Origin of the sequence: Pseudomonas sp. NPDC089734, assembly GCF_044748865.1 — a bacterium.
GTDB lineage: Bacteria > Pseudomonadota > Gammaproteobacteria > Pseudomonadales > Pseudomonadaceae > Aquipseudomonas.
In genome coordinates this window covers 185307-205012 of the sequence record NZ_JBIVGV010000008.1, presented here as the reverse complement: position 1 = coordinate 205012, position 19706 = coordinate 185307, and the positions used below count along the sequence as shown (strand labels likewise).

18 protein-coding genes are annotated in these 19706 nt (G+C 57.5%); 13 read left to right on the top strand and 5 right to left on the bottom strand.

The window, feature by feature from the left end; translation table 11 throughout:
- The first annotated feature begins 146 nt into the window (after positions 1-146).
- From ACIPY9_RS13210 to ACIPY9_RS13195, 4 genes are read left to right on the top strand one after another with little or no spacing between them, the layout of a single operon-like run.
- Entirely contained in the window at positions 147-5327 is a 5181-nt protein-coding gene (locus ACIPY9_RS13210; RefSeq protein ID WP_400701504.1) for an AAA domain-containing protein, read from the top strand.
- Positions 5324-6589 (top strand): hypothetical protein, encoded by a 1266-nt coding sequence (locus ACIPY9_RS13205; RefSeq protein WP_400701501.1) that lies wholly within the window; start codon positions 5324-5326, stop codon positions 6587-6589. The genes ACIPY9_RS13210 and ACIPY9_RS13205 overlap by 4 nt, the downstream gene beginning before the upstream one ends.
- Before the next feature lie 16 nt (positions 6590-6605).
- Positions 6606-7364 (top strand): HNH endonuclease signature motif containing protein, encoded by a 759-nt coding sequence (locus ACIPY9_RS13200; protein WP_400701498.1) that lies wholly within the window; start codon positions 6606-6608, stop codon positions 7362-7364.
- Positions 7351-7797: an SMI1/KNR4 family protein gene (locus ACIPY9_RS13195; RefSeq protein WP_400701495.1), complete on the top strand. Its 447-nt coding sequence runs from the start codon at positions 7351-7353 to the stop codon at positions 7795-7797. Before ACIPY9_RS13200 ends, ACIPY9_RS13195 begins: the two co-directional genes overlap by 14 nt.
- Before the next feature lie 26 nt (positions 7798-7823).
- On the opposite strand, the gene ACIPY9_RS13190 is transcribed toward ACIPY9_RS13195, so the two are convergent.
- Positions 7824-8723, bottom strand: a complete 900-nt coding sequence (locus ACIPY9_RS13190) for a LysR family transcriptional regulator (protein ID WP_400701492.1) — start codon at positions 8721-8723, stop codon at positions 7824-7826.
- Positions 8724-8827: 104 nt separating this feature from the next.
- Between ACIPY9_RS13190 and ACIPY9_RS13185 the strand changes: the two genes are divergently transcribed.
- The 4 genes from ACIPY9_RS13185 to tal all read left to right on the top strand — a co-directional run bounded on the left by ACIPY9_RS13185 (position 8828) and on the right by tal (position 12135).
- Positions 8828-9457 carry an NADPH-dependent F420 reductase gene (locus ACIPY9_RS13185; protein WP_400701489.1) on the top strand — a complete coding sequence of 210 codons (630 nt, stop codon included), beginning with the start codon at positions 8828-8830 and terminating at the stop codon, positions 9455-9457.
- Positions 9458-9476: 19 nt separating this feature from the next.
- Positions 9477-10322, top strand: coding sequence for a DODA-type extradiol aromatic ring-opening family dioxygenase (locus ACIPY9_RS13180; RefSeq protein WP_400701486.1), 846 nt, complete (start codon positions 9477-9479; stop codon positions 10320-10322).
- Positions 10312-11004: an alpha/beta hydrolase gene (locus ACIPY9_RS13175; protein ID WP_400701483.1), complete on the top strand. Its 693-nt coding sequence runs from the start codon at positions 10312-10314 to the stop codon at positions 11002-11004. The genes ACIPY9_RS13180 and ACIPY9_RS13175 overlap by 11 nt, the downstream gene beginning before the upstream one ends.
- A 204-nt stretch (positions 11005-11208) precedes the next feature.
- Positions 11209-12135 carry a transaldolase gene (gene tal / locus ACIPY9_RS13170; RefSeq protein WP_400701480.1) on the top strand — a complete coding sequence of 309 codons (927 nt, stop codon included), beginning with the start codon at positions 11209-11211 and terminating at the stop codon, positions 12133-12135.
- 84 nt (positions 12136-12219) lie between these two features.
- Here the strand turns inward: tal and rssC are convergent, their stop codons facing one another.
- Positions 12220-12705 carry an anti-sigma factor antagonist RssC gene (rssC, locus tag ACIPY9_RS13165; RefSeq protein ID WP_003315067.1) on the bottom strand — a complete coding sequence of 162 codons (486 nt, stop codon included), beginning with the start codon at positions 12703-12705 and terminating at the stop codon, positions 12220-12222.
- Complete coding sequence (rssB, locus tag ACIPY9_RS13160) at positions 12702-13886, bottom strand: two-component system response regulator RssB (protein WP_400701468.1); 1185 nt, start codon at positions 13884-13886, stop codon at positions 12702-12704. Before rssB ends, rssC begins: the two co-directional genes overlap by 4 nt.
- Positions 13887-14152: 266 nt before the next feature.
- On the opposite strand from rssB, the gene ACIPY9_RS13155 reads away from it, so the two are divergent.
- Positions 14153-14452 (top strand): PilZ domain-containing protein, encoded by a 300-nt coding sequence (locus ACIPY9_RS13155; RefSeq protein WP_400701466.1) that lies wholly within the window; start codon positions 14153-14155, stop codon positions 14450-14452.
- Between the two features lie 79 nt (positions 14453-14531).
- Here the strand turns inward: ACIPY9_RS13155 and ACIPY9_RS13150 are convergent, their stop codons facing one another.
- A complete protein-coding gene (locus ACIPY9_RS13150; protein ID WP_400701463.1) occupies positions 14532-15233 on the bottom strand; it encodes a VacJ family lipoprotein in 702 nt (233 codons plus the stop codon).
- Between the two features lie 191 nt (positions 15234-15424).
- Here ACIPY9_RS13150 and ACIPY9_RS13145 point away from each other — a divergent pair, with 191 nt between their 5' ends.
- Together ACIPY9_RS13145 and ACIPY9_RS13140 are read left to right on the top strand one after the other, a co-directional pair.
- The gene (locus ACIPY9_RS13145; protein WP_400701460.1) at positions 15425-16048 is read left to right on the top strand and encodes an HAD family phosphatase; all 624 of its coding nucleotides are present in this window, start codon (positions 15425-15427) and stop codon (positions 16046-16048) included.
- A gap of 251 nt (positions 16049-16299) precedes the next feature.
- Positions 16300-16563, top strand: a complete 264-nt coding sequence (locus ACIPY9_RS13140) for a DUF4404 family protein (RefSeq protein WP_400701598.1) — start codon at positions 16300-16302, stop codon at positions 16561-16563.
- Positions 16564-16603: 40 nt separating this feature from the next.
- On the opposite strand, the gene queF is transcribed toward ACIPY9_RS13140, so the two are convergent.
- Complete coding sequence (gene queF, locus ACIPY9_RS13135; protein WP_400701457.1) at positions 16604-17434, bottom strand: NADPH-dependent 7-cyano-7-deazaguanine reductase QueF; 831 nt, start codon at positions 17432-17434, stop codon at positions 16604-16606.
- Between the two features lie 174 nt (positions 17435-17608).
- Here queF and ACIPY9_RS13130 point away from each other — a divergent pair, with 174 nt between their 5' ends.
- Complete coding sequence (locus tag ACIPY9_RS13130; RefSeq protein WP_400701454.1) at positions 17609-18289, top strand: heavy metal response regulator transcription factor; 681 nt, start codon at positions 17609-17611, stop codon at positions 18287-18289.
- 14 nt (positions 18290-18303) lie between these two features.
- Positions 18304-19656, top strand: a complete 1353-nt coding sequence (locus ACIPY9_RS13125; protein WP_400701595.1) for a heavy metal sensor histidine kinase — start codon at positions 18304-18306, stop codon at positions 19654-19656.
- The last annotated feature ends 50 nt before the right edge of the window (positions 19657-19706 follow it).

The following is a 19706-nucleotide window of genomic DNA, read 5'->3' as shown; positions in this document are numbered from 1 at the left end:
TGGACTGACCGATTACGCATGACGGACAGATACCCCGAGCGCTCTAAATCCGGCGAACCCTTCTTGTGAGAAATGGGCGTAGAGTTTCTATTCAAATGCTTTTACGCTCTAATACATGCCATTAGAGTGCCACTGTATTACCCAGCATGACCGCCCTTCAACACACAGGGCCCAGGCTGAAATCATGGAAGAGTATGCAAAACGATAGCGCTGCGCCCACCACCAAACAGATTAAGTACGCAGAGACATTAGCCAAAAAGGCTGGCATCCCCTTACCTGCCGAGGCCCGCAGTAATAGAGCGATGTGCAGCGACTTTATTGCTCAATGCAAAGGAAATACATCGCTTGCCCCCCAAGCTGCGGCGCCCGAAAAACCCACCGATGCCCAGCGCAAGTATGTCAATGATATTGCCAGCGGCCTGCCCGACCTGATTACCCCCCGACAATTGGCAGAAGCCCTGGAAAGTGCCACTGCATCCCAGGCATTTATCAGTGCTTACAAGGCTCAGCTTACCGAGAAAAACGAAGAAAAAGCCGAGTCAAAGGCCAGACAGAAACTTGAACAGGCCATCGCAAACCTCGACATCATTACCCCGGCATTGCGCAAAAGTGTCGCTGAAGCACCTTCTACTCAGGAAAAACTGGAGGCCGTCAAAGCCTACAAGTCTGGGGGTAAACATGGCTTTACTCAGCTGGATGCCACAAAGCTTGAATCGATCAATCTCAAATTGATGGGTTACTGGCTTGAAGGACTGAAAGCCACAGCATTCGATGCCATGGGAGGACTCGACAACCTGTTGGGAGACAAGCCCGATCATTCGTTTTGCGTAGATGAATTGCTCAAGCGCTTGTTGACCGTCGGTTGCAAAGATCTGAATTTTGAACGGCCTCAGTCTCCGCCTGTTCGACACCTTGTGCTCAAACTCGAAAAGATCGTTAAAGGCAAGCCAACTTCCTGGGTATTGAGCGTGCTCCCTCTGGAGGCTGTTGCGCAGGAAGAGTCCGATGTCTGTGGCTGGACACTGGCCAGGGAACGTGTACCACTGTTCAACCGTAATCTGCTGGGCGAAGTATCCCGCCTGCCAGGATTATCGTTCGATGAGGTCGACGACTATGACCAATGGATTCATGAGCAAATGTCGCTCAAGAACGAAAGCATTGAGGGACAGTCACCCGAGCAGACGCTGAACAAGGCACTGAAACTATGGGATAAAGCGTTCCTGATCCTGTCCGACTCTAACGGCGTAGCGGACTGGATCAAGCGTTTTAAAAAGACTCAGGCCAACTTCCCGGCCTTGAAGAACTACAAGCCTGTATTTGCCCTTGTCGACGGTGGTGCTGTCAAAGGCGCGTCTCAACATGTATGCAACACTTATGAACAAGTGCTGGCTGACATGTCAGTGATGGACAGCCCCGAACTCAGCCTGTTCAAGCGTATATCGCAGATCGACAGACCGGACAATCTTCTCCCTTATGTTCCCCGGGAAGAACAGGCCTTGCTGGACCACCTGCTGGCCTATGTCGGCCATATGGACTCGTTCAAGAACGGCAAGCGCGAGGCTTACGCTCTGGACCCGGCACAGCGCGATGCGCTGATCGCGCTGGAAAATACGGATGTCGGCCAGTTGCTCGCCGTCAACGGACCTCCGGGCACCGGAAAGACCAGTCTGTTGCGCGGCGTGATTGCCAGTGCCTGGGTCCAGCCTCTTTTATCGGAAAGCAATGAACCTGACTGCCCGGTAATCATCGCGTGTGCAGCGACCAACCAGGCCGTGACCAATGTCATTTCCAGCTTTCAGGAAGCTCCGGGGCAACCGCTGTTTGCCACAGATGGCAACAGGCTCGATAGCGTTGCAGCGGACCTGGACAGCCGTTGGGTCCCTCACCTCAATTCCTACGGCTGGTTTGCACCGCCCAGTGAGAAAAACGAGCAGACAAAACGCGACTACGGACACTTTCAATGGATAACCCGAAAAACTCATCGGACACCCTGGACATTCAACGGGGGCGTTCAGTCCTTCGACGGCATGACCGCACAGCAACTCGAATCAGGTTACCTGCGATGTGCCAGGGACTACTTCGACAAATCATTGAGCCTTGAGGAGGTCGTTGCTCACCTTCACGAAAAAGTCCGTAGCGGCCACCATGGCATGGTTGATTTGCATCGGTGCCTGACTCAGTGGCTTGCTCTATTGAATGGGCTTGAACAGGTTGCTCCCTGGACTGCTCAGCATGAATCGACGCGCCAGCAACTGCGAACACATCAGCAGGCCCGTACAGCAGAGTTCAATTCGTGCGCTCAACTGCAAAATGAAATTGACGCAATCAATGTCCGGCTTGCACGGCTTGAACCGATCATCGATTTCGATCAACCCAGTCATGGCTATGCACAGCTATTGGCACAGCTGCCTTCTGATGATGCTCTCAATGACCACAGTGTTTATATCCGTACCCGACAAACCCTGACAGTGGCGCATCGGCTCAGTGCCAGGCTCAAAGAACTGCACATCGGCAGTGTCAGACAGTGGATTGAAGACAAGGTAACGTCGATATTCGCCCCTGGGGCCCACGATCGACGGCTGAGGGAAATCGCTGACGCATTGCAGGCGTGCGGGGTAGACGTTTCGGCGGCAACGCCAGGTTTTGATGAGTACGGCAATCTGCTGACTGCCCGTATTCAAGACCTTCAGAGCCAGATGCAAGTCCAGGCGGCTGCAGGGCTGTCGATGTATATGAGCCGCTATGCCGTCGATTTATCCATGGACATTGGACAGCGTAATCGCTGGGCCGCGCTGATCGAAGGTCACCGTAGCGACTTACGGCATGCAAAGGCAGGACTGATGACGCAGCTCAGGATGCTGGAGCAACAACATTCGGATGTCGATGCCCGGCTATCCGAGCTTCAATTACAGTGGGAAACCTGTCAGGCCTTTTTCACACAACTGGCGTCAGCGCGCGAAGCACTGAATCAGTCACTGCACCGGTTAGGCCTGAATCTTGCGCAACCTTCGATACTGATCGACAGCCTGGACCAGGTGGGCGCTTGCGCACAGGCTGGTGAACCTCCCCCGGCAGCGTTTTTCAAGAAAGTGGCGCTTCTGCTTAAACAGCTACAGGACTGGCTTGATGTAAACGTACGCACGGCCTTGTTTCATGGTGCCGCACGCTACTGGGAAGGACGCTACATTATTTCGCGTCACACCCTGGCAAAGAACCTTGAGAAGGACGAAACATGGGTCGCCTCCAACATCATGCAATTGCGTGAAGTGGCAATGCTGGGCCCTGTGTTTGTCGTCACTGCGTATTCGGCCCCGAAGCTGATGCGATGTGACGTTCGCGACCTGAGCACTCAGTCTCAGCCCTACCTGTTCGGGGCCGCTGACTTGTTGATTGTCGATGAGGCCGGGCAAGGCACTCCCGAGATTGGTACCAGTGCGTTCATGTTCGCCCAAAAAGCCATTGTCGTTGGCGATATCGCTCAACTGGAACCTGTGTGGGCCATGGAAAAAGCCAGCGATACCCGCCTGGTGCAACGATTTGAACTGACTGCACACATCAAGGCTCAGAATCAGGTGCCCTATAAGGCACTGGAACCCAGCGGCGCCTTGCTTGCCAGTGGCAGTGTTATGCGTATGGCACAGAAAGTCTCGCAATGGTTCGATCCGGACTTCACCGAAACACCAGGCCTTACCCTGACCAATCATTACCGCTGCCTCAGCCCTATCATCACGATTTGCAACGACATGGTATACGGTGGCGATCTTACGGTTGCGACCCGCAGCCCCGCGAAGCTGTGGCGACCGGAGTTGCAGCGACTCGGCTTCCTTGTGACGGAGGAGGTCAAAGACACCAAGCACCCTGCAGGGTCACGCCGCAACGAAAAAGAAGCCCAGTGCATCGCCCAATGGATTCATGAAAATGAATCCAGCCTGGTCCGGCACTATGGCGAACCTCTGGCCAAGGTTCTGGCCATCGTGACGCCGTTCAAGGGGCAGGTTCCGATCCTCAAGCGCGCCTTGGCAGAACGCTACGGTGTTCATCACAACATGGATGATGAAAAGGCACTGCACAATGTCATGGTGATCGATACCGTGCACTCCTTGCAGGGAGCCGAGAAACAGATCGTGATTTTTGCGATGGTTGATACCCATGAGCCGGGTACAAGCCATTTTTACGATAAAGGCGCAAATCTCATTAACGTTGCGGTTTCCCGAGCCAAGGAAATGTTCATCGTGGCGCTGTCGCAAAACGCCCTTAACCATGGACGCAGCCTCAAACCCGACACCTTGGAAAAACCCAGCGATTACCTATGGCATGCGATCGCTACCAATGGCTCAAGACTCAATCAACGCCGTTTGGTGCTCGTGGAGTCACCACACAAGTGTGGCGCTATCCATGCCGCACTCGGTGATGGCATCGAGTGGGAAATACAAGCCACCGAAGGCCATATCGCACAACTGGAGCAACCCGACAAGTGGGACGCCAGGCACTCATCCCACCCTCTCTGGAGTCCGTTAAGCGAAACGGGCACGAGGATTTTCGAGCGCCTGGCCAACTTGTGGCCGGATCTGGAGACGATATATCTGGCCACAGACGCCGATGCCGAAGGAGAGCTGATTGCCTGGCATTGTCTGCGAACGCTGAAAGAACGCCTGAGATCTGCACAGATTCTCTCTGCGACCTCAGGCCCTGAAGTAAAACGTGTACGCTTCAATAATCTGAACCCGCAGACCTTGCGCGAAGCCTTCGAGCAGGCAGCGCAGGGACTGGATGCCGGGCTGGTGAAAAGCGCCCTGACACGCAGCCTGCTCGACCATCTGTTACATACGCAATATCCGGCGAAGATCGGTCATGGCAAGCCGAATGCTACGGCCAGAGGTATCGGTCGTGTGCAGCTGGGCGTATTGGATCTCGTCAGACAGTCAACTCAGACACCTATTCGATATGCGGTGCAGGTGGAGATTCCCATGGAGGATGGCCGTGCCTTGAAAACCTTTGCATGCCCCTCTTCGGAATCTGGCACCTCGATCTGGACGACAGAAGAATCGAAGGCTGCAAGCAAGGCACAGCAGGTCATTGAAAAAAAACTACGAGGGCACGACGGCAACTTCGCAATGCACGCTTCCCTGGGTCCCCTGCAGCAACTGGACACTTACCCGGCGCTCAACACCGCACGAATGCTGGCCTTGGGCTGGCGCGCTGGACGGCTCTGGCCGGATCGCGTGATGGAAGCGCTACAAGCCCTCTATGAAGGCCAGACAGCCATTTCCGAGTCCCAAACAAATACGGCAGCACCGATCCCTCTTGAGCAGGAGAGTCTTCAATGACGTCACATCACCCTTCTGCCCATCCAATGCTTGAACCCCTGGATTATCGGATAACGCCAGAAACAGCCGCCGCGACACTGGAAGGCGATTTGCTGCATATTTATCAGCTTCTGTGGAGCGCCGCAGTCGCCAGCGCAATGGACGGGCCAGCACTGCGTCAGCAGTTACTGGAAATACATCTGCAACCGGCCACCTCTCCACCTGAAACGGCACCGACCCTGGTACTACAAGCCGTACAGGAAGTCTGCATCGATCCTGGCTGGCGAACCCTGCTGGCGAATGAAGGGGCCCTCATGGAAAACGGGCTTACGCCCTTTCTGTCGCCCTTTCCGTCCAGCATGAACAGCGCACTTCAGGCATTACCGCCTGGACGTAAAGACAAAACGGGAGCAAGGCTAAACTCTTCCCAGGACTGCCAGCCCTTGCACAACCTGCTGCCCGATGTCGCACAGTGGCATGCAAGCAAAGTTGAACTCACATCCAGCCTGAGCGTGGATAGTCTTCTGGATCAAATGGCCGACAACGCCGTAGGACGTCCTTCCACATTTGCCAGCTCACTGATGCGGGCGATCAAGAATGATTTGATCGTCGCCACAAAAGATGGCCTGACGGTGGGCAAACATGGAAAACAGATTCTGGACGACATCGCCCTTCATCCGCAGATCGACACCTTGGGCGCGACTTACAGCAAGGATCTGGATGATGCACTCAAGATTGTCGAATCGGACGCGACGCAGGCGGGCCGAGTGCTTAATGAGTTCAGCCAGCGCGCTTTGGGAGATCCCACCGCGCTGGCCGAGTGGCTTGATGAGTTGATCATTGAAGGCGAAAGCCTGACACAAGCACTGGCTCGAGCAGAGGCTCGACTACCGTCGGCCAATAGCTGGAGTGCGGTAAATCTGCCCGCCGGACTCTCACCACGATTACTGACACGCCATCATGATCAGGCCGTGACATTACGCGAAGAAATCGATGGATTGCTCGCACAGATCAATCACATCCAGTGGAAGCGCTTCAGTTCTCGCGAACGGGCGGCCTGCCGTACCGCAGCATTACAACTGTGTGAAACACACTCACCGGAACAATGGCCCGTTCTGGTCTGTCGTGATATCGCATGGCGTTGCTGGGTCGATCTGGGGCCAGAGGAATCACCGTTTGATACTCAGGACCTCTACGCCGCTCAGCAACATATCCAGGGATTGCCTGATGAGATACGTACTCACCTGATGCGCAAGGCCGATATGGCCCTATCGTTAATCTGATGTCGTTGAGATCCTTATGACAAGCCTAATTACCTATCCGCGCACGGTGGGCGACCTGAAAGCCGTCATCGCTCAAGGCTATGACGAAGTCATGAAGCTGATGCGCGACAACAAATTGCGAGTCAACCTGAAGCGCTTCCTGCAAGTCCTGTTCAAGGGCCGCAATCACGATGACAAGACCCTGGAAATGTTCAATAGACGATTGCTGGATTGGCAAAATGCACGCCGCCTTGCAGGCAAGCCCGACGCCACAATGGTCTATCACCACTCCGGGGTGCATGTGTTGACCGGATTTACTTTTGAAGAGTTCAAGTTTGAAAAGAAAGCCGACAGAACGCTGTATGACTTCGAGCGCAACACGGAATACCCGAAGATCAAGCAAAAATGGTTGAAAGACATCGCTGTGAACCATACCAAAGTGTTGCTTGATGCCGGCTTCCCGCAAGCGGTCATCGACAAGATGGCTCGTGACGGACTCAACCCTATTGTGGGTGGAAAGAAATATCAGGTACACCATCGCAAGCCACTGGACGATGGTGGCGATAACAACACGGACAACTTCATCCTGATCCGTGACGACATGGAGCATCGTGCAGTGCATGGCCATTACAATCCTGCCGAACTGAGCATCGACCGCCTCAAGCCGGGCGAGTCAGTGATGGTTGCCTTGCCGACGCCACCGGCAGACTCTATCGTTTATCCCAATCCGGCCATGAACTATGACTCCGAGCGTGTGGCCAATGTCGATCTATTGAGTATCTATGATGACCATTGAAGCGATGGTCGACCACATGACGGCCGACCTGCTGCCAAGCGAAGTGCCGGCCGTTCCGCAGCCCTGCCCCGAGCAGTCCATTATGCAGGCTGAAGCGGCTTTCAAGCAGGCGCTTGGGGTCGAGTTTCCCGAGGTCTACAAACGCATCCTGCGACGTGCGAACGGCGTGATGTATAACGGCTTGACCATATGGCCAGCCGTGTCGGAACCGCTGTTTCAGGAAACGCTGCTGGAGGCCAACAACGATTTACGCGATGCCTTCAGCGAGGAGTTCATCTACTTCGGTCAACTGGACGAAGAGTTGTATGTACTGCAACTGAACAGCCAGACCTATTGCGCTATCGAGTTTGTCGGCAAACCGATCTGGAAACGCTTCCGTGATGCTCATGAAATGTTCGAGTTCATGCTGAATCGTGCATTCAGCCCCGGGTAAGTGTACGGCGAAGCGAGGCTATACCCTCACCCCTCCCACTCCGGCCTGGCAAACCGCTCCGCTAGAAAATTGATAAACACCCGCACCTTGGGGGCCAGGTGCTTGCGGGACGGGTAGACCGCATAGATGCCCAGTTCGACGGATTGGTATTCCGGCAGGATTTCGACCAGGGCTCCGCTGCGCAGATCGCCTGCGACCATGAAACTGGGTTGCAGCGAGATACCGCCCCCGGCCAGGGCGATGCTGCGGCAGGTGTCGCCGTTGTTGCAACGGACGATGGAGCGGGTCTGGACGCTTTCGCTGCCGTGCGGCCCCTGGAATTGCCATTCGTTGCCACTGGCGAAATTGGTGTAGGCCAGCACGCCATGGTCCTTCAGGTCGGTCAGGGTCAGTACAGGGGCATGGCTGGCGAGATAATCCGGTGACGCGCACAGGCACATTCGGGTGCCGGCCAGACGGCGGCCGATCAGGGAAGAGTTTTCCATTCGAGCGATGCGAACGGCGGCATCGAAACCTTCGTCGACCAGGTCCACGAGCCGATCATTCAAGCTGATATCCAGTTCCACTTTGGGATAGGCCTTCATGAAGTCGGCCCAGAGCGGGGCAAGGTGCAGGATGCCGAAGCTGACCGGAGCGTTCACCCGCAGCACGCCGGTGGGCTCAGGGGCTGCGGAAGATACGGCCTCCTCTGCCTCATCCATCATGGCCAGCACTTCCCGAGCCTGATGGTAGAACTGACGACCTTCGTCCGTCAGAGACAATCGGCGAGTCGTGCGGTGCAACAGACGCACACCCAGACGCTCTTCAAGCCCGCTGACGTAGCGCGAAATCGCAGCCTTGGACATTTCCAGCGGCTCCGCCGCACCAACAAAACTGCCTTTGTCGACGACCGTGCAGAACACCTGCATTTCCAGCGCTCGATCCATGATTGTCTCACTTAAAGGAACTATGTATCGCATTCAGCCCGATTTATCCACTTATCGCAATCTATAAACTGAGCCCATCGAAACGCAGCTCAAGCGAGGTCATCATGAAAATCACTGTCATCGGTACCGGCAATATGGGTTCAGCTTTTGCCAAACAGCTTTCCTCCGTTGGACATACCGTGCGCATCACCGGGCGCAACATCGACAAGGCCAGCGCGCTGGCCGATCAATACGCCAATGTCACGGCTTACGCAGCTTCCGAAGCGCTGGGTGACAGTGACGTGGTCGTCCTGGCAACCGCCTACGACGATGCCGTCACGGCGCTGAACAGCCTTGGCGACCTGAGCGGCAAGGTGGTCATCGACATCACCAACCCGCTGAGCGCCGATTACATGTCGCTCACTGTCGGCCACGTCACCAGCGCCTCGGAAGAAATTGCCAGGGCCGTGCCACACGCCAGTGTCGTAAAAGCATTCAATACCCTGTTCGCTCAAGTGCTGGCAGAGGGTTCCAGGTTCGCCAACGATCAGCGCGGCAGTGTGTTCGTGGCCAGCGACAGCGAGCGGGCCAAACAGACCGCCATCGCGCTGGCCCACAGTCTGGGCTGGAACACCGTGGATGCGGGCGGGCTGGTCAACGCCCGTTATCTGGAGCCTCTGGCAGGCCTGAACATTTACCTCGGCTACGGCGCAGGCCTGGGCACTTCGATTGCACCTGCCTGGCTGAGCAAGTAACCCCACGGAAGCCATGATCATGAACGCACCCTTTCCCCTGCTGTTTGTGTCCCATGGTGCTCCCATGCTCGCCATCGAGCCCGGTCTGGCCGGTCAACGGCTGGCCGAGGTCGGTCGCGAGCTGCCGAAACCCGACGCCATCGTCGTCATCTCGCCTCACTGGATGACTCGTAGCGAAATCAGCGTTACGGCGAGCACCGCCCCTCAAACCATTCACGATTTCGGAGGTTTTCCCGACGCGCTGTATGAACTGTCCTACCCCGCGCCCGGTGCACCGGCGCTTGCGGCACAGGTCGTGGAAATGCTGCAGGCAGCCGGCTGGCAATCCCGACTCGACCCGGTCCGTGGACTGGATCATGGGGCCTGGGTTCCTCTCCTGTACCTGGCTCCGAAAGCCGACATCCCCGTGGTGCAGGTATCCATGCCGGCCAGGCTCGACACACGCAGCGCCTGGCAACTGGGAGAAGCCCTGCAACCGTTGCGCGATATGAACGTATTGATCGTGGCGTCCGGCAGCCTGACCCATAACCTGTACGAGTTCCGTGGTGCTTCAGCCCATGGAGCCGATTACGTGAAGCAGTTTGCCGACTGGACAGCCCGGACCCTGAAGACGGGCAACATCGATGAACTGCTGGATTACAAGCAATACGCGCCCTCGGCCGAACGCGCCCATCCCACCGATGAGCATTTTCTGCCCCTGTTCATCGCTCTGGGCGCTGCCGGCAAGCACTATCAGACCCGTGTGCTGGACGGCGGGATCAGCTATGGCGTGCTGGCGATGGACAGCTATCTGTTTACCTCAGCCGATAACAACGCCTCCAAACCCGTTCAATCTGCCCAAGGTGTAACCCGACATGACTCATGAAATCCGCTTTTCCGAACCGGCCAGAGACCCCGAATCGGGCCTGTTCTTTCGCAGGGCCAGCAATACCGGGCAGCCCAAGGCCCGGTTGCTGCTGCTTCACGGGGTCGGCTCGAACGAAGCCAATCTGGCCGCGCTGGCGACTTCATTGCCCGAAGGTCTCGAGATTCTCCTGCTGCGCGGCCCGCTGCAGACAGGGCCACAAGGTTTTGCCTGGTACCAGGTCAATTTCACCAGCAATGGGCCATCGTTCAATCAGGAACAGGCCGAATCCAGCCGCCAGCTTCTGGGTCGTTTCATCAGTAACCTGCCGACACTGCCCACCGTGATCGCAGGCTTCAGCCAGGGCGGCATCATGAGCGCGAGTCTGGGTGTCACTGAACCGGAACAGGTTGCCGGATTTGCTGTATTGAGCGGACGAATGCTGCGGGAAATCGCTCCGCAGATCGCGGCTCCGGAGCGTCTTCAGACCACATGCGCCTTCATCGCTCATGGTCATCGGGATAACGTGCTGCCTGTGGACTGGGCACGCGAAGCCGATGCCTGGCTGGAGAGAATCGGCGTCGCCCACGAAACGCATCTGTATGACATGGCCCACGAAATAGTCCCGCAGGAACTGGCCGACTTCTCGCACTGGCTCGACCGGACACTCTCCCTGTCCAGCCGGGCACTGGCGTCGGGCTGATCCATCCGGAGTCATGGTGAAGTTCAAGGGAACAAGTGGCCTCGATCACGCTCAAAACCTGTCTGAATCGAATCGCCAGAACCCGGACGGCCTGTCGCCAGACGAAGAAAGCAGGCCATCGGACTCAGACTTCCCGGTCTGCGACCTTGAGTGGCAGGCAACGCTCGGGTAATGTCATCCAATCGCACAGGACAGAGCACGCTCATGACTTCCAAGCTGGATCAACTCAAGAAATTTACAACTGTTGTTGCCGACACGGGCGATTTCGATGCCATTGCCCGGCTCAAGCCGGTGGATGCCACCACCAACCCGTCCCTGCTGCTGAAAGCGGCTTCAAGCGAAAGCAACGCGGCGCTGCTGGCCGAAGCCTTCAGTGGCAGCAAGGGCGATATCGGTCTGGCTTCCGACCGCTTCGCCGTTGCCATTGGCCGCAAGATTCTCGATGTGGTGCCAGGCCGCGTGTCTACCGAGGTTGACGCCAGGCTGTCATTCGACACCCAGGCCATGATCGAGCGCGGCGAGCGCCTGATCGAGCTGTACGATGCCGCTGGCATTGGACGCGACCGCATTCTGATCAAGCTGGCGTCCACCTGGGAAGGCATCCGGGCTGCCGAGAAGCTTGAAAAGAACGGTATCCAGACCAACCTGACCCTGCTGTTCTCCTTCGCCCAGGCCGTGGCCTGTGCCGAGGCAGGCGTTTTTCTGATTTCGCCGTTCGTGGGCCGTATCTACGACTGGTACAAGAAAGCATCGGGCCAGGAATATGTCGGCGCAGACGATCCGGGCGTGCAATCGGTAACCCGGATCTACAACTACTACAAGGCCAACGACTTCAAGACCGTCGTGATGGGTGCCAGCTTCCGCAACCTGGGCCAGATCGAACAACTGGCTGGCTGTGACCGCCTGACCATCAGCCCGGACCTGCTCAAGCAACTGGCCGAAGACACCGGCAGCCTGCAACAGAAGCTGAAACCCGGCAACACCGGCGAGGCCCGTCAGAGCCTGAACGAAACCCAGTTCCGCTGGGCGTCCAACGAAGATGCAATGGCTAACGAAAAACTGGCCGAAGGCATTCGTCAATTCGCTCGCGACCAGGAAAAGCTCGAAGCCTTGCTCGCCGCCAAGGCCTGAAGGCACTAATGAAAAGGGCGACCTCCTCACGGGGGTCGCCCTTTTCATTGCCTGCCGTTCAGTACGGCACGCGATAGATTCGAGTCAGCGCTGCCCTTCCAGGGCATTGACCAGGTCATGAAACGCCTCGCGATTGGAGTCGTTCAGGCCCATCAGGATCTTGTGCGCTTCCAACACCTTGGCCTTGACCACTTCCTCACACTGATCCTGCGATGGCAGGTCAGTCAGGCATTCCGGGCGCGGGAGGGGACGATCGACGATATTGAACACCTGATCGAAGCCCATCGACTGCAACAGCCGCGTAATGTCTTCATGGGTCGTGACGAGGGTAGGCAGCAACCCTACCTTTTGACGTGACAGGATGGACAATTTGGCCAGCAGGCCAAGCGTCGTACTGTCGATGCTGCGCGTTTCGGTCAAATCGATCACCACCGCCGAAAAGTTCAGCGCCGTGAAGATTCTCTCGATTGTCGCATCCAAGGCCGAACACAGCGTTAAACGCACCTCGCCCACGAACTTCAGAACGAAGGTGCCTTCCTGCTCGGCGAACTGGATTCTACCGGTACTCATTCAAGATTCCTGCGTAACACTAACAAGGCGATATCATCCGGCATCTCCCCTAGCGTAGCCAATTCAAAAACCTCCTGCAGTCCTTCCAGGCTTCCACCCGCCGTTTTCACCATTTCAGGCAGGACGGCTTCTTTTTCCTTGAGTGTATCACCGGGCAGAAGATCCAGTATGCCATCAGACAACATCGTCAGACTGAAGGACGCAGGCAGCACCAGCTCATGATCCTGATAGGTCGCCTCATTGAACAACCCGACAGGAAGACCGCGACCTTGCAGGTAGCGTGCCTCCCCGTCCGTGAACAGCACCGGCAGCGGCAGATGGCCGCCAACCGCATAGGTCAGGATGCCAGTGTCTTCGTCAATGACCCCGCCGACCATCGTCACATGCTTGCCCAGCTTGCAGCTGATGAGGCCGCGGTTGATATGCGTCAGCACATCCGACGGCTTGAACTCGGGCAATGTACCGCCGCGCTTGGACTCGAACAGCAGACGCGTGGTCATGAACTTCAACAGCACCGTGATGAAGGCCGAGGACGCACCATGACCCGAAACATCGGCCAGGTAGAACGCCACACGCCGTTCATCGACACGAAAGTAATCCACGAAATCGCCGGACAGATACAGCGACGGGATGATCTGGTGCGCGAACTGGAATTCGTCGATCGACCAGGGACTGGTGGGCAGCATGTTCATCTGCACCTGACGACCGGCATCCTGGTCTTCCTGCAGCAGATGAAGGCTCGCCTCCAGCTCGCGGTTGGCCGTTTCAAGCTTCTCGCGATAGTTCTGGTTTTCCTGGAGCAGACGGGCGCGGTCCAGCGCCCGGTGCACGGAGTGCTCGAGCACGGCCAGGTCTTCCAGGGGCTTGATCAGATAATCGGCAGCACCCAGGCGCAAGGCTTCGACCGCATCGCTCATGACGCCAGCGCCGGAAACGACGATGACCGGCATTTGAGGGGCGATACCCGTCACCTGACGGATCAGCTCAAGGCCGCCCATCTGGGGCATGCGCAGGTCGCAGATGACCAGATCGGGTTTGTTCTGCTCGAATATCTGCATTCCCTGCAGACCATTACTCGCTTGCAGGACGCTGAAACCACTGTCTTCCAGATAGGCGGCGAGGCTCGCGCGCACTACGTCGTCGTCGTCGATAATCAGCAGCGTGGCACTGGTTTTTGGCATGTGGGCAAACGGCGCCAGATCAGGTTGTGTAGGCGGCCCGGCCGTGCCGGAACCTGCTTACTGGATTCGCTTCTAGCCTCTCTGTAACGGCAGTCCGATAGCAGAATACTGCGACCGGGTTTCAGAGGTGCCCTTCAAGGCGCAGACGGTACTCCCATCCGACGGGCGTTTCAAGCGTACTGCCCTGCTCACTTTGCGTCTTTACATCGCAAATCGCCGAGAGTTATAAGAACCTACAAATCAGCAACCAAAACGAAGGGCTAGACATGGGTCAAAATGATCGCAGCTACGAGGAGAAACGAGACTACATCCGCATGCGTATCGATGCCGACATCAGCCTGCTTCATGCTGGCCAGGTCATTCCGGCCGTCTGCATCGACCTGTCCAGCACGGGCATGCAGGTCCAGGCCCCACGGTCCTTCAAGGTAGGAGACAAACTCAGCGTCAGCATCGACTCGGATCATCCGGCGCTCAGCGGGCTGTCGGCCCAGACAGAAGTGGTCTGGCTGACGGACATTGAAGGAGGCGGACAGAAACTGGGGCTCTCCATCATCTCGATGAATTGATTGCAGAACCGCTTTCCACCCAAAACAAAGGCGACCGAGGTCGCCTTTGTGCATTTATCGCTGCCACATGCCGTAACAATCAGAAATCGTCTTCGACCTGACCATCCTTGACCTTGAACTCGCGGTTCTGCAGGTAGGCGTTACGGATGAAGGTGTACTTGTCGCCACTGACCAGACGCTCGGCCGACAGCAGGCTGGCGCGGGTATCGACCAGATTCACGCCCAGCGCCGTATTGCGGGTCGGGACATGATCGATATAGCGATAAGGGGTGGTGTAGGTATCAGGGTACTTGGCAAGGGCATCACGCACGGTGCTTGGACCAAAGAATGGCAGGACAACGAACGGACCGCTTCCTACACCCCAATAGCCCAGTGTCTGGCCGAAATCTTCGTCATTGCGTTGCAGGCCCATGTAGGTGCCGACATCGACAACGCCCAGCAGGCCGAACGTGGTGTTGACGATCAGTCGTGCCGTATCGACACCGGCAGCCTGCGGCTTGGCCTGCAGGATGTTGTTGGCCAGGTTGCCCACGTCACCGATGTTGTTGAAGAAGTTGTGCACGCCATCCTCGACGAATTGCGGCGTGATGTATTGATAACCCTGCGCAATGGGCTTGAGGGTGTAGGTATCGACCGTGTCGTTGAAACGGAAGATGGCGCGGTTGACGCCCTCCCACGGGTCTTCCTCGGCCGCCTGTGCCACCACAGGCACCAGAACCAACCCTACACATACACACAACCGAGCCAGACGCTCGGCAAAGCCTGCACCGATCACGGGCATAGCTGAAACTCCTGATCAAGATAATGACGCGAGTGCTGCGCGCCCACACGCAAGGATGCGCAGTATAAAGCGTTCCGCTCGAAATAAGTCAGTTCTGTAAGCATGGGGACATATATAAACACAGTCACCTCACCTTCATCCAAATGTCATACAAGCCCGGTAGCGTGCATGAGTATTTCAGAGAGTCCACCATGCTCGCGCCGGTTTCAAGCTCCCTCCCCGCCTTTCCCGCCCTGCTTTTCGGCCTCAGTGGTTGCCTGGTGGACTTTGGTGCGCAAGCCGGAATCGAACCACGAAACGGCAGCGACGACCTCGATCAGGACTGCGCTCAGGCCACGCCGGGCGCCAAGAATATCCTGCAAACCCTGAGCCACCAGGGCCTGCCCTGCGCATGGATCGATGAACTGCCGGAGGAGCGCAGCCATGCATTGGCCGCGCCACTGAGCGAATGGATCATTCCAGCCCCACGCGCGGCCGCCAGATGGCCAGCCCCCGATGCCTGCTGGATGGCGCTGATGGCGCTGGGCGTCAGCCAGCTGGACGGCTGCGTCCTGATCAGCGGCGACCCGCGCCTGCTGCAATCGGGCCTCAATGCCGGGCTCTGGACCATCGGCCTGGCGTCCTGCGGCCCATTGTGCGGCCTGTCTCCACAACAATGGAATGCGTTGAGCAATACAGAGCGCGAGCAACGACGTGCCCAGGCCACCCTCACACTCTATGCTCAGGGTGCGCACTCGGTCATCGATCACCTGGGCGAACTGGAGTCCTGCCTTGCGGATATCGCCCTGCGGCGCAGCAAAGGCGAAAAGCCCTGATACATATCAGGCAACTCACTCTGAAGTAGATTAGGCTTTATATGAAATGTATCTGCGCATCGGTGATACTGCGTTGAAAACAGGCTCAAAATGCTCATTTACAGCCAGTAAACTGCGCTTTCTCGCCTGTTTTCGCCTTGCCTCACCTTCGCTCGAAAACATTTCATACAGAGCCTAGTCTTAAAGCACCCTGGACCTTTCGTCTCCCGGCGCAGTCCATGGAACAGACTTATCAAGAGAAGGAGCGAGCCATGCCTGCCCGCGAGCTGCAAGAACAACTCAATACCCTGCGCGAGCAACTGGAACAGAACCCGCCGCTGTCCGAAGCCGAGCGCGTCAATCTGCATGAGCTGATGGAACAGATTGAAACAAAAATCCGGCTGGAAAACGCCACTCAGGACGCCAGCCTGGCGGACGGCGTCAACCTGGCCGTGGAACGCTTCGAGCTGGAACATCCCGCCATTGCCGGAACCCTGCGTAATATCGTCCAGACGCTGGGCAACATCGGAATCTGATCAAACGAAAAGGCCCGCCGGAATGACGGGCCTTTCCTGCTCACTGCCGGGCCAGACGACGATTGTCGACCGTCAGGGCCTCAGTGCTGCGATACGGGTTGATATCCAGCCCGCCACGGCGCACATAGCGCGCATAGACCGTCAGCTTCTCAGGCTTGAGCAAACGTTGCAGGTCGAGAAAGATCCGCTCCACGCACTGTTCATGGAAATCCGAATGCTGGCGGAAGCTGACGATGTAAGCCAGCAGGCTCGCAGGGTCCAGCGCCGCACCACGGTATTCCACCACCACACTGCCCCAGTCCGGCTGACTGGTCACCGGGCAATTGGACTTGAGCAAATGGCTGTGCAGGCTTTCCTCGACGACACGGGACTCATCGCAGCGCAGCAGCTCGGGTTGCGGATGATCGTAACGGTCGATGCTCACATCCAGATCATCGATGCAGGCTCCCGGCAATGTCGCCACACCCTCGCGCTCGATCTCGGCCAGACTGCTGATACGAACGCCCACCGGTTTGCCCGCCGCTGCCGACAGGTCTTTTTCAAGGGTTTCACGCAAGCGGTCACGACTCTCGAACGGCGTCTGGTTCAACGAGTTCAGGTAGAGCTTGAAGGACTTGGATTCAATGATATTGGGCGAGTCGGCCGGAATGCTGAACTCGGCAATGGCCACGACCGGCTTGCCCGAGGGCAGCAGCCAGGACAGCTCGTAGCAGTTCCAGTAATCGACACCCTGATAAGGCAAGGTCTGAGCGGTCAGCCCCAGTTCCGCCCATTTCGCGGCACGCGGAATCGGGAACAACAAGGATGGCGTGTAGGTGGCGATGTACTCACTGGACTTGCCCAGCGGTGAGTGTTCGGCTGCGGGATGCATGGCGATACCTGGAATCTCATAAATTAACCCGGCAAGTTTATAGGGTTTGCACCGGGCTTTCAGCGACAATATCCGCAGCCGATAGAACGGCTCGGGATTACAAGCCTGTCAGCTTTCACACCTCACGTCCCGGGTGCGCTATAAGGCCTGCATTGCCACGTACATGAGCCTCCCATGAAATTACTGATCGTCGAAGATCAACCCAAGACCGGTCATTACCTGCACCAAGGCCTGAGCGAAGCCGGATTCGACGTCGAACTGGTGAACGATGGCGTCACCGGCCAGCAACTGGCCTTGAGTGGCGACCATGCGCTGTTGATTCTTGACGTGATGCTGCCAGGGCGCGATGGCTGGCAAATTCTCGAGGCCGTGCGCTCTGCCGGGCTGGAGACGCCGGTGCTGTTCCTGAGCGCACGCGATGCCATCGAGGATCGGGTACATGGGCTGGAGCTGGGTGCCGACGATTATCTGGTCAAACCCTTCGCCTTTTCCGAACTGCTGGCCAGGGTCCGAAGCCTGCTGCGCAGGGGCGCGCCTCAGGCCTCGCCGACTCACCTGCAAGTGGCCGACCTGCGACTGGACCTGATGCGACGTCAGGTCGAGCGCAGCGGCAAACGCATTGACCTGACCGCCAAGGAGTTCACGCTGCTGGAACTGCTGTTGCGGCGTCAGGGCGAGGTGCTCTCGAAGTCGCTGCTGGCCTCCGAGGTCTGGGACATGCATTTCGACAGCGACACCAATGTGATCGAGGTCGCCATCCGCCGCCTGCGCCTGAAAGTCGATGACGACTTCACCGAAAAACTGATCCATACCGTGCGTGGCATGGGCTATGTGCTTGAAGAGCGCCCGTCATGATCGCGCCCCTGACACTGAATCGACTGTCATTGCGAAGCCGTCTGGCCTTGCTGTTTGCCGCCTGCACGGCTGTCGTTTCACTGACTGCCGGCATTCTGTTCAACCACGCCAGCGCCACGCACTTTGTCGAGCTCGATCAGCAGTTGCTGGATACCCGACTGGCCAACCTGCGGAGCACACTGCAAGGCGTAGAAACCCTCGACGCCTTCAATGACCGCAAAACACACCTGATTGCAGACCTGAATCACCAGCCGGACCTGACCTTGCGCATCGACAGCGTCGAGGGCCTGACCTGGTTCGACAGCACACCGCCCTTCTCCCAGGCCCGACCTGAAGACACAGGCCTGCATACCCGCCACGGCGATCAGGCGGCCTATCGTATTTTCAGCACGACACTACAGCCTGATTCGGCACACTCGCCACGGATTACGTTGGTGCTGGACATCACCCATCACCAGCACTTTCTGCAACGCATGCAGCATCTGATCTGGCTGACGGTCGGGCTTTCGGCCCTGGCCACCGCCCTGTTGGGTGCCTGGGCCACACGAAGCGGACTGAAACCACTGCACAGGATGAGCAAAGTCGCAGCCGGTGTTTCAGCCAGCTCCCTGACCACACGCCTGCCCGAAGAAGGCATGCCCCGGGAACTAGCAGAGCTGACCCGAACCTTCAACGCCATGCTTGCCCGTCTGGACGATGGCTTCCAGCGCCTGTCGGCCTTTTCCGCCGACATCGCCCATGAGCTGCGCACGCCCCTGTCCAACCTGTTGACCCACACCCAGGTCACCCTGACCCGGCCACGCTCGCTGGAAGACTATCGCGAAGCCCTGGCTGGCAACCTCGAAGAGCTGCAAGGCATGGCACAAATGGTCAATGACATGCTGTTTCTGGCCAAGGCCGAGCATGGGCTGCTCATTCCGGCTCGCGAGCGCCTGAAGCTTGAAGACGAGGTCGATGCCGTGCTGGAGTTTTTTGCGCCGCTGGCGGAAGACAACCGTATCGAGCTGTCCAGACAAGGACAGGCGACCATGAACGGAGATCGCACCTTATTGCGTCGCGTCCTCTCCAATCTGCTGGATAACGCGTTGCGTTTCACCCATCCAGATGGATACGTCAGGATCGACCTGCAAGCGTCTGCCTCCGGCATTTCCCTGAGCGTGGAAAACAAGGGCGCAGGCATCGCGCCTGAAGCCCTGCCCCGTCTTTTCGACCGGTTCTATCGAGCCGATCCGGCACGCCAGGAAAGCAGTGAGCATGCAGGGCTGGGGCTGGCAATCACCCGATCGATCATCCAGGCTCATGGCGGATCGATCGGATGTGAATCAAGCGAGGGAGTGACGCGCTTTAGAGTCGAACTCCCCCGGTAGGAGCGAATTCATTCGCGAAAAAAGCATTCCAGGCAGTGTTTCAGCTGCGG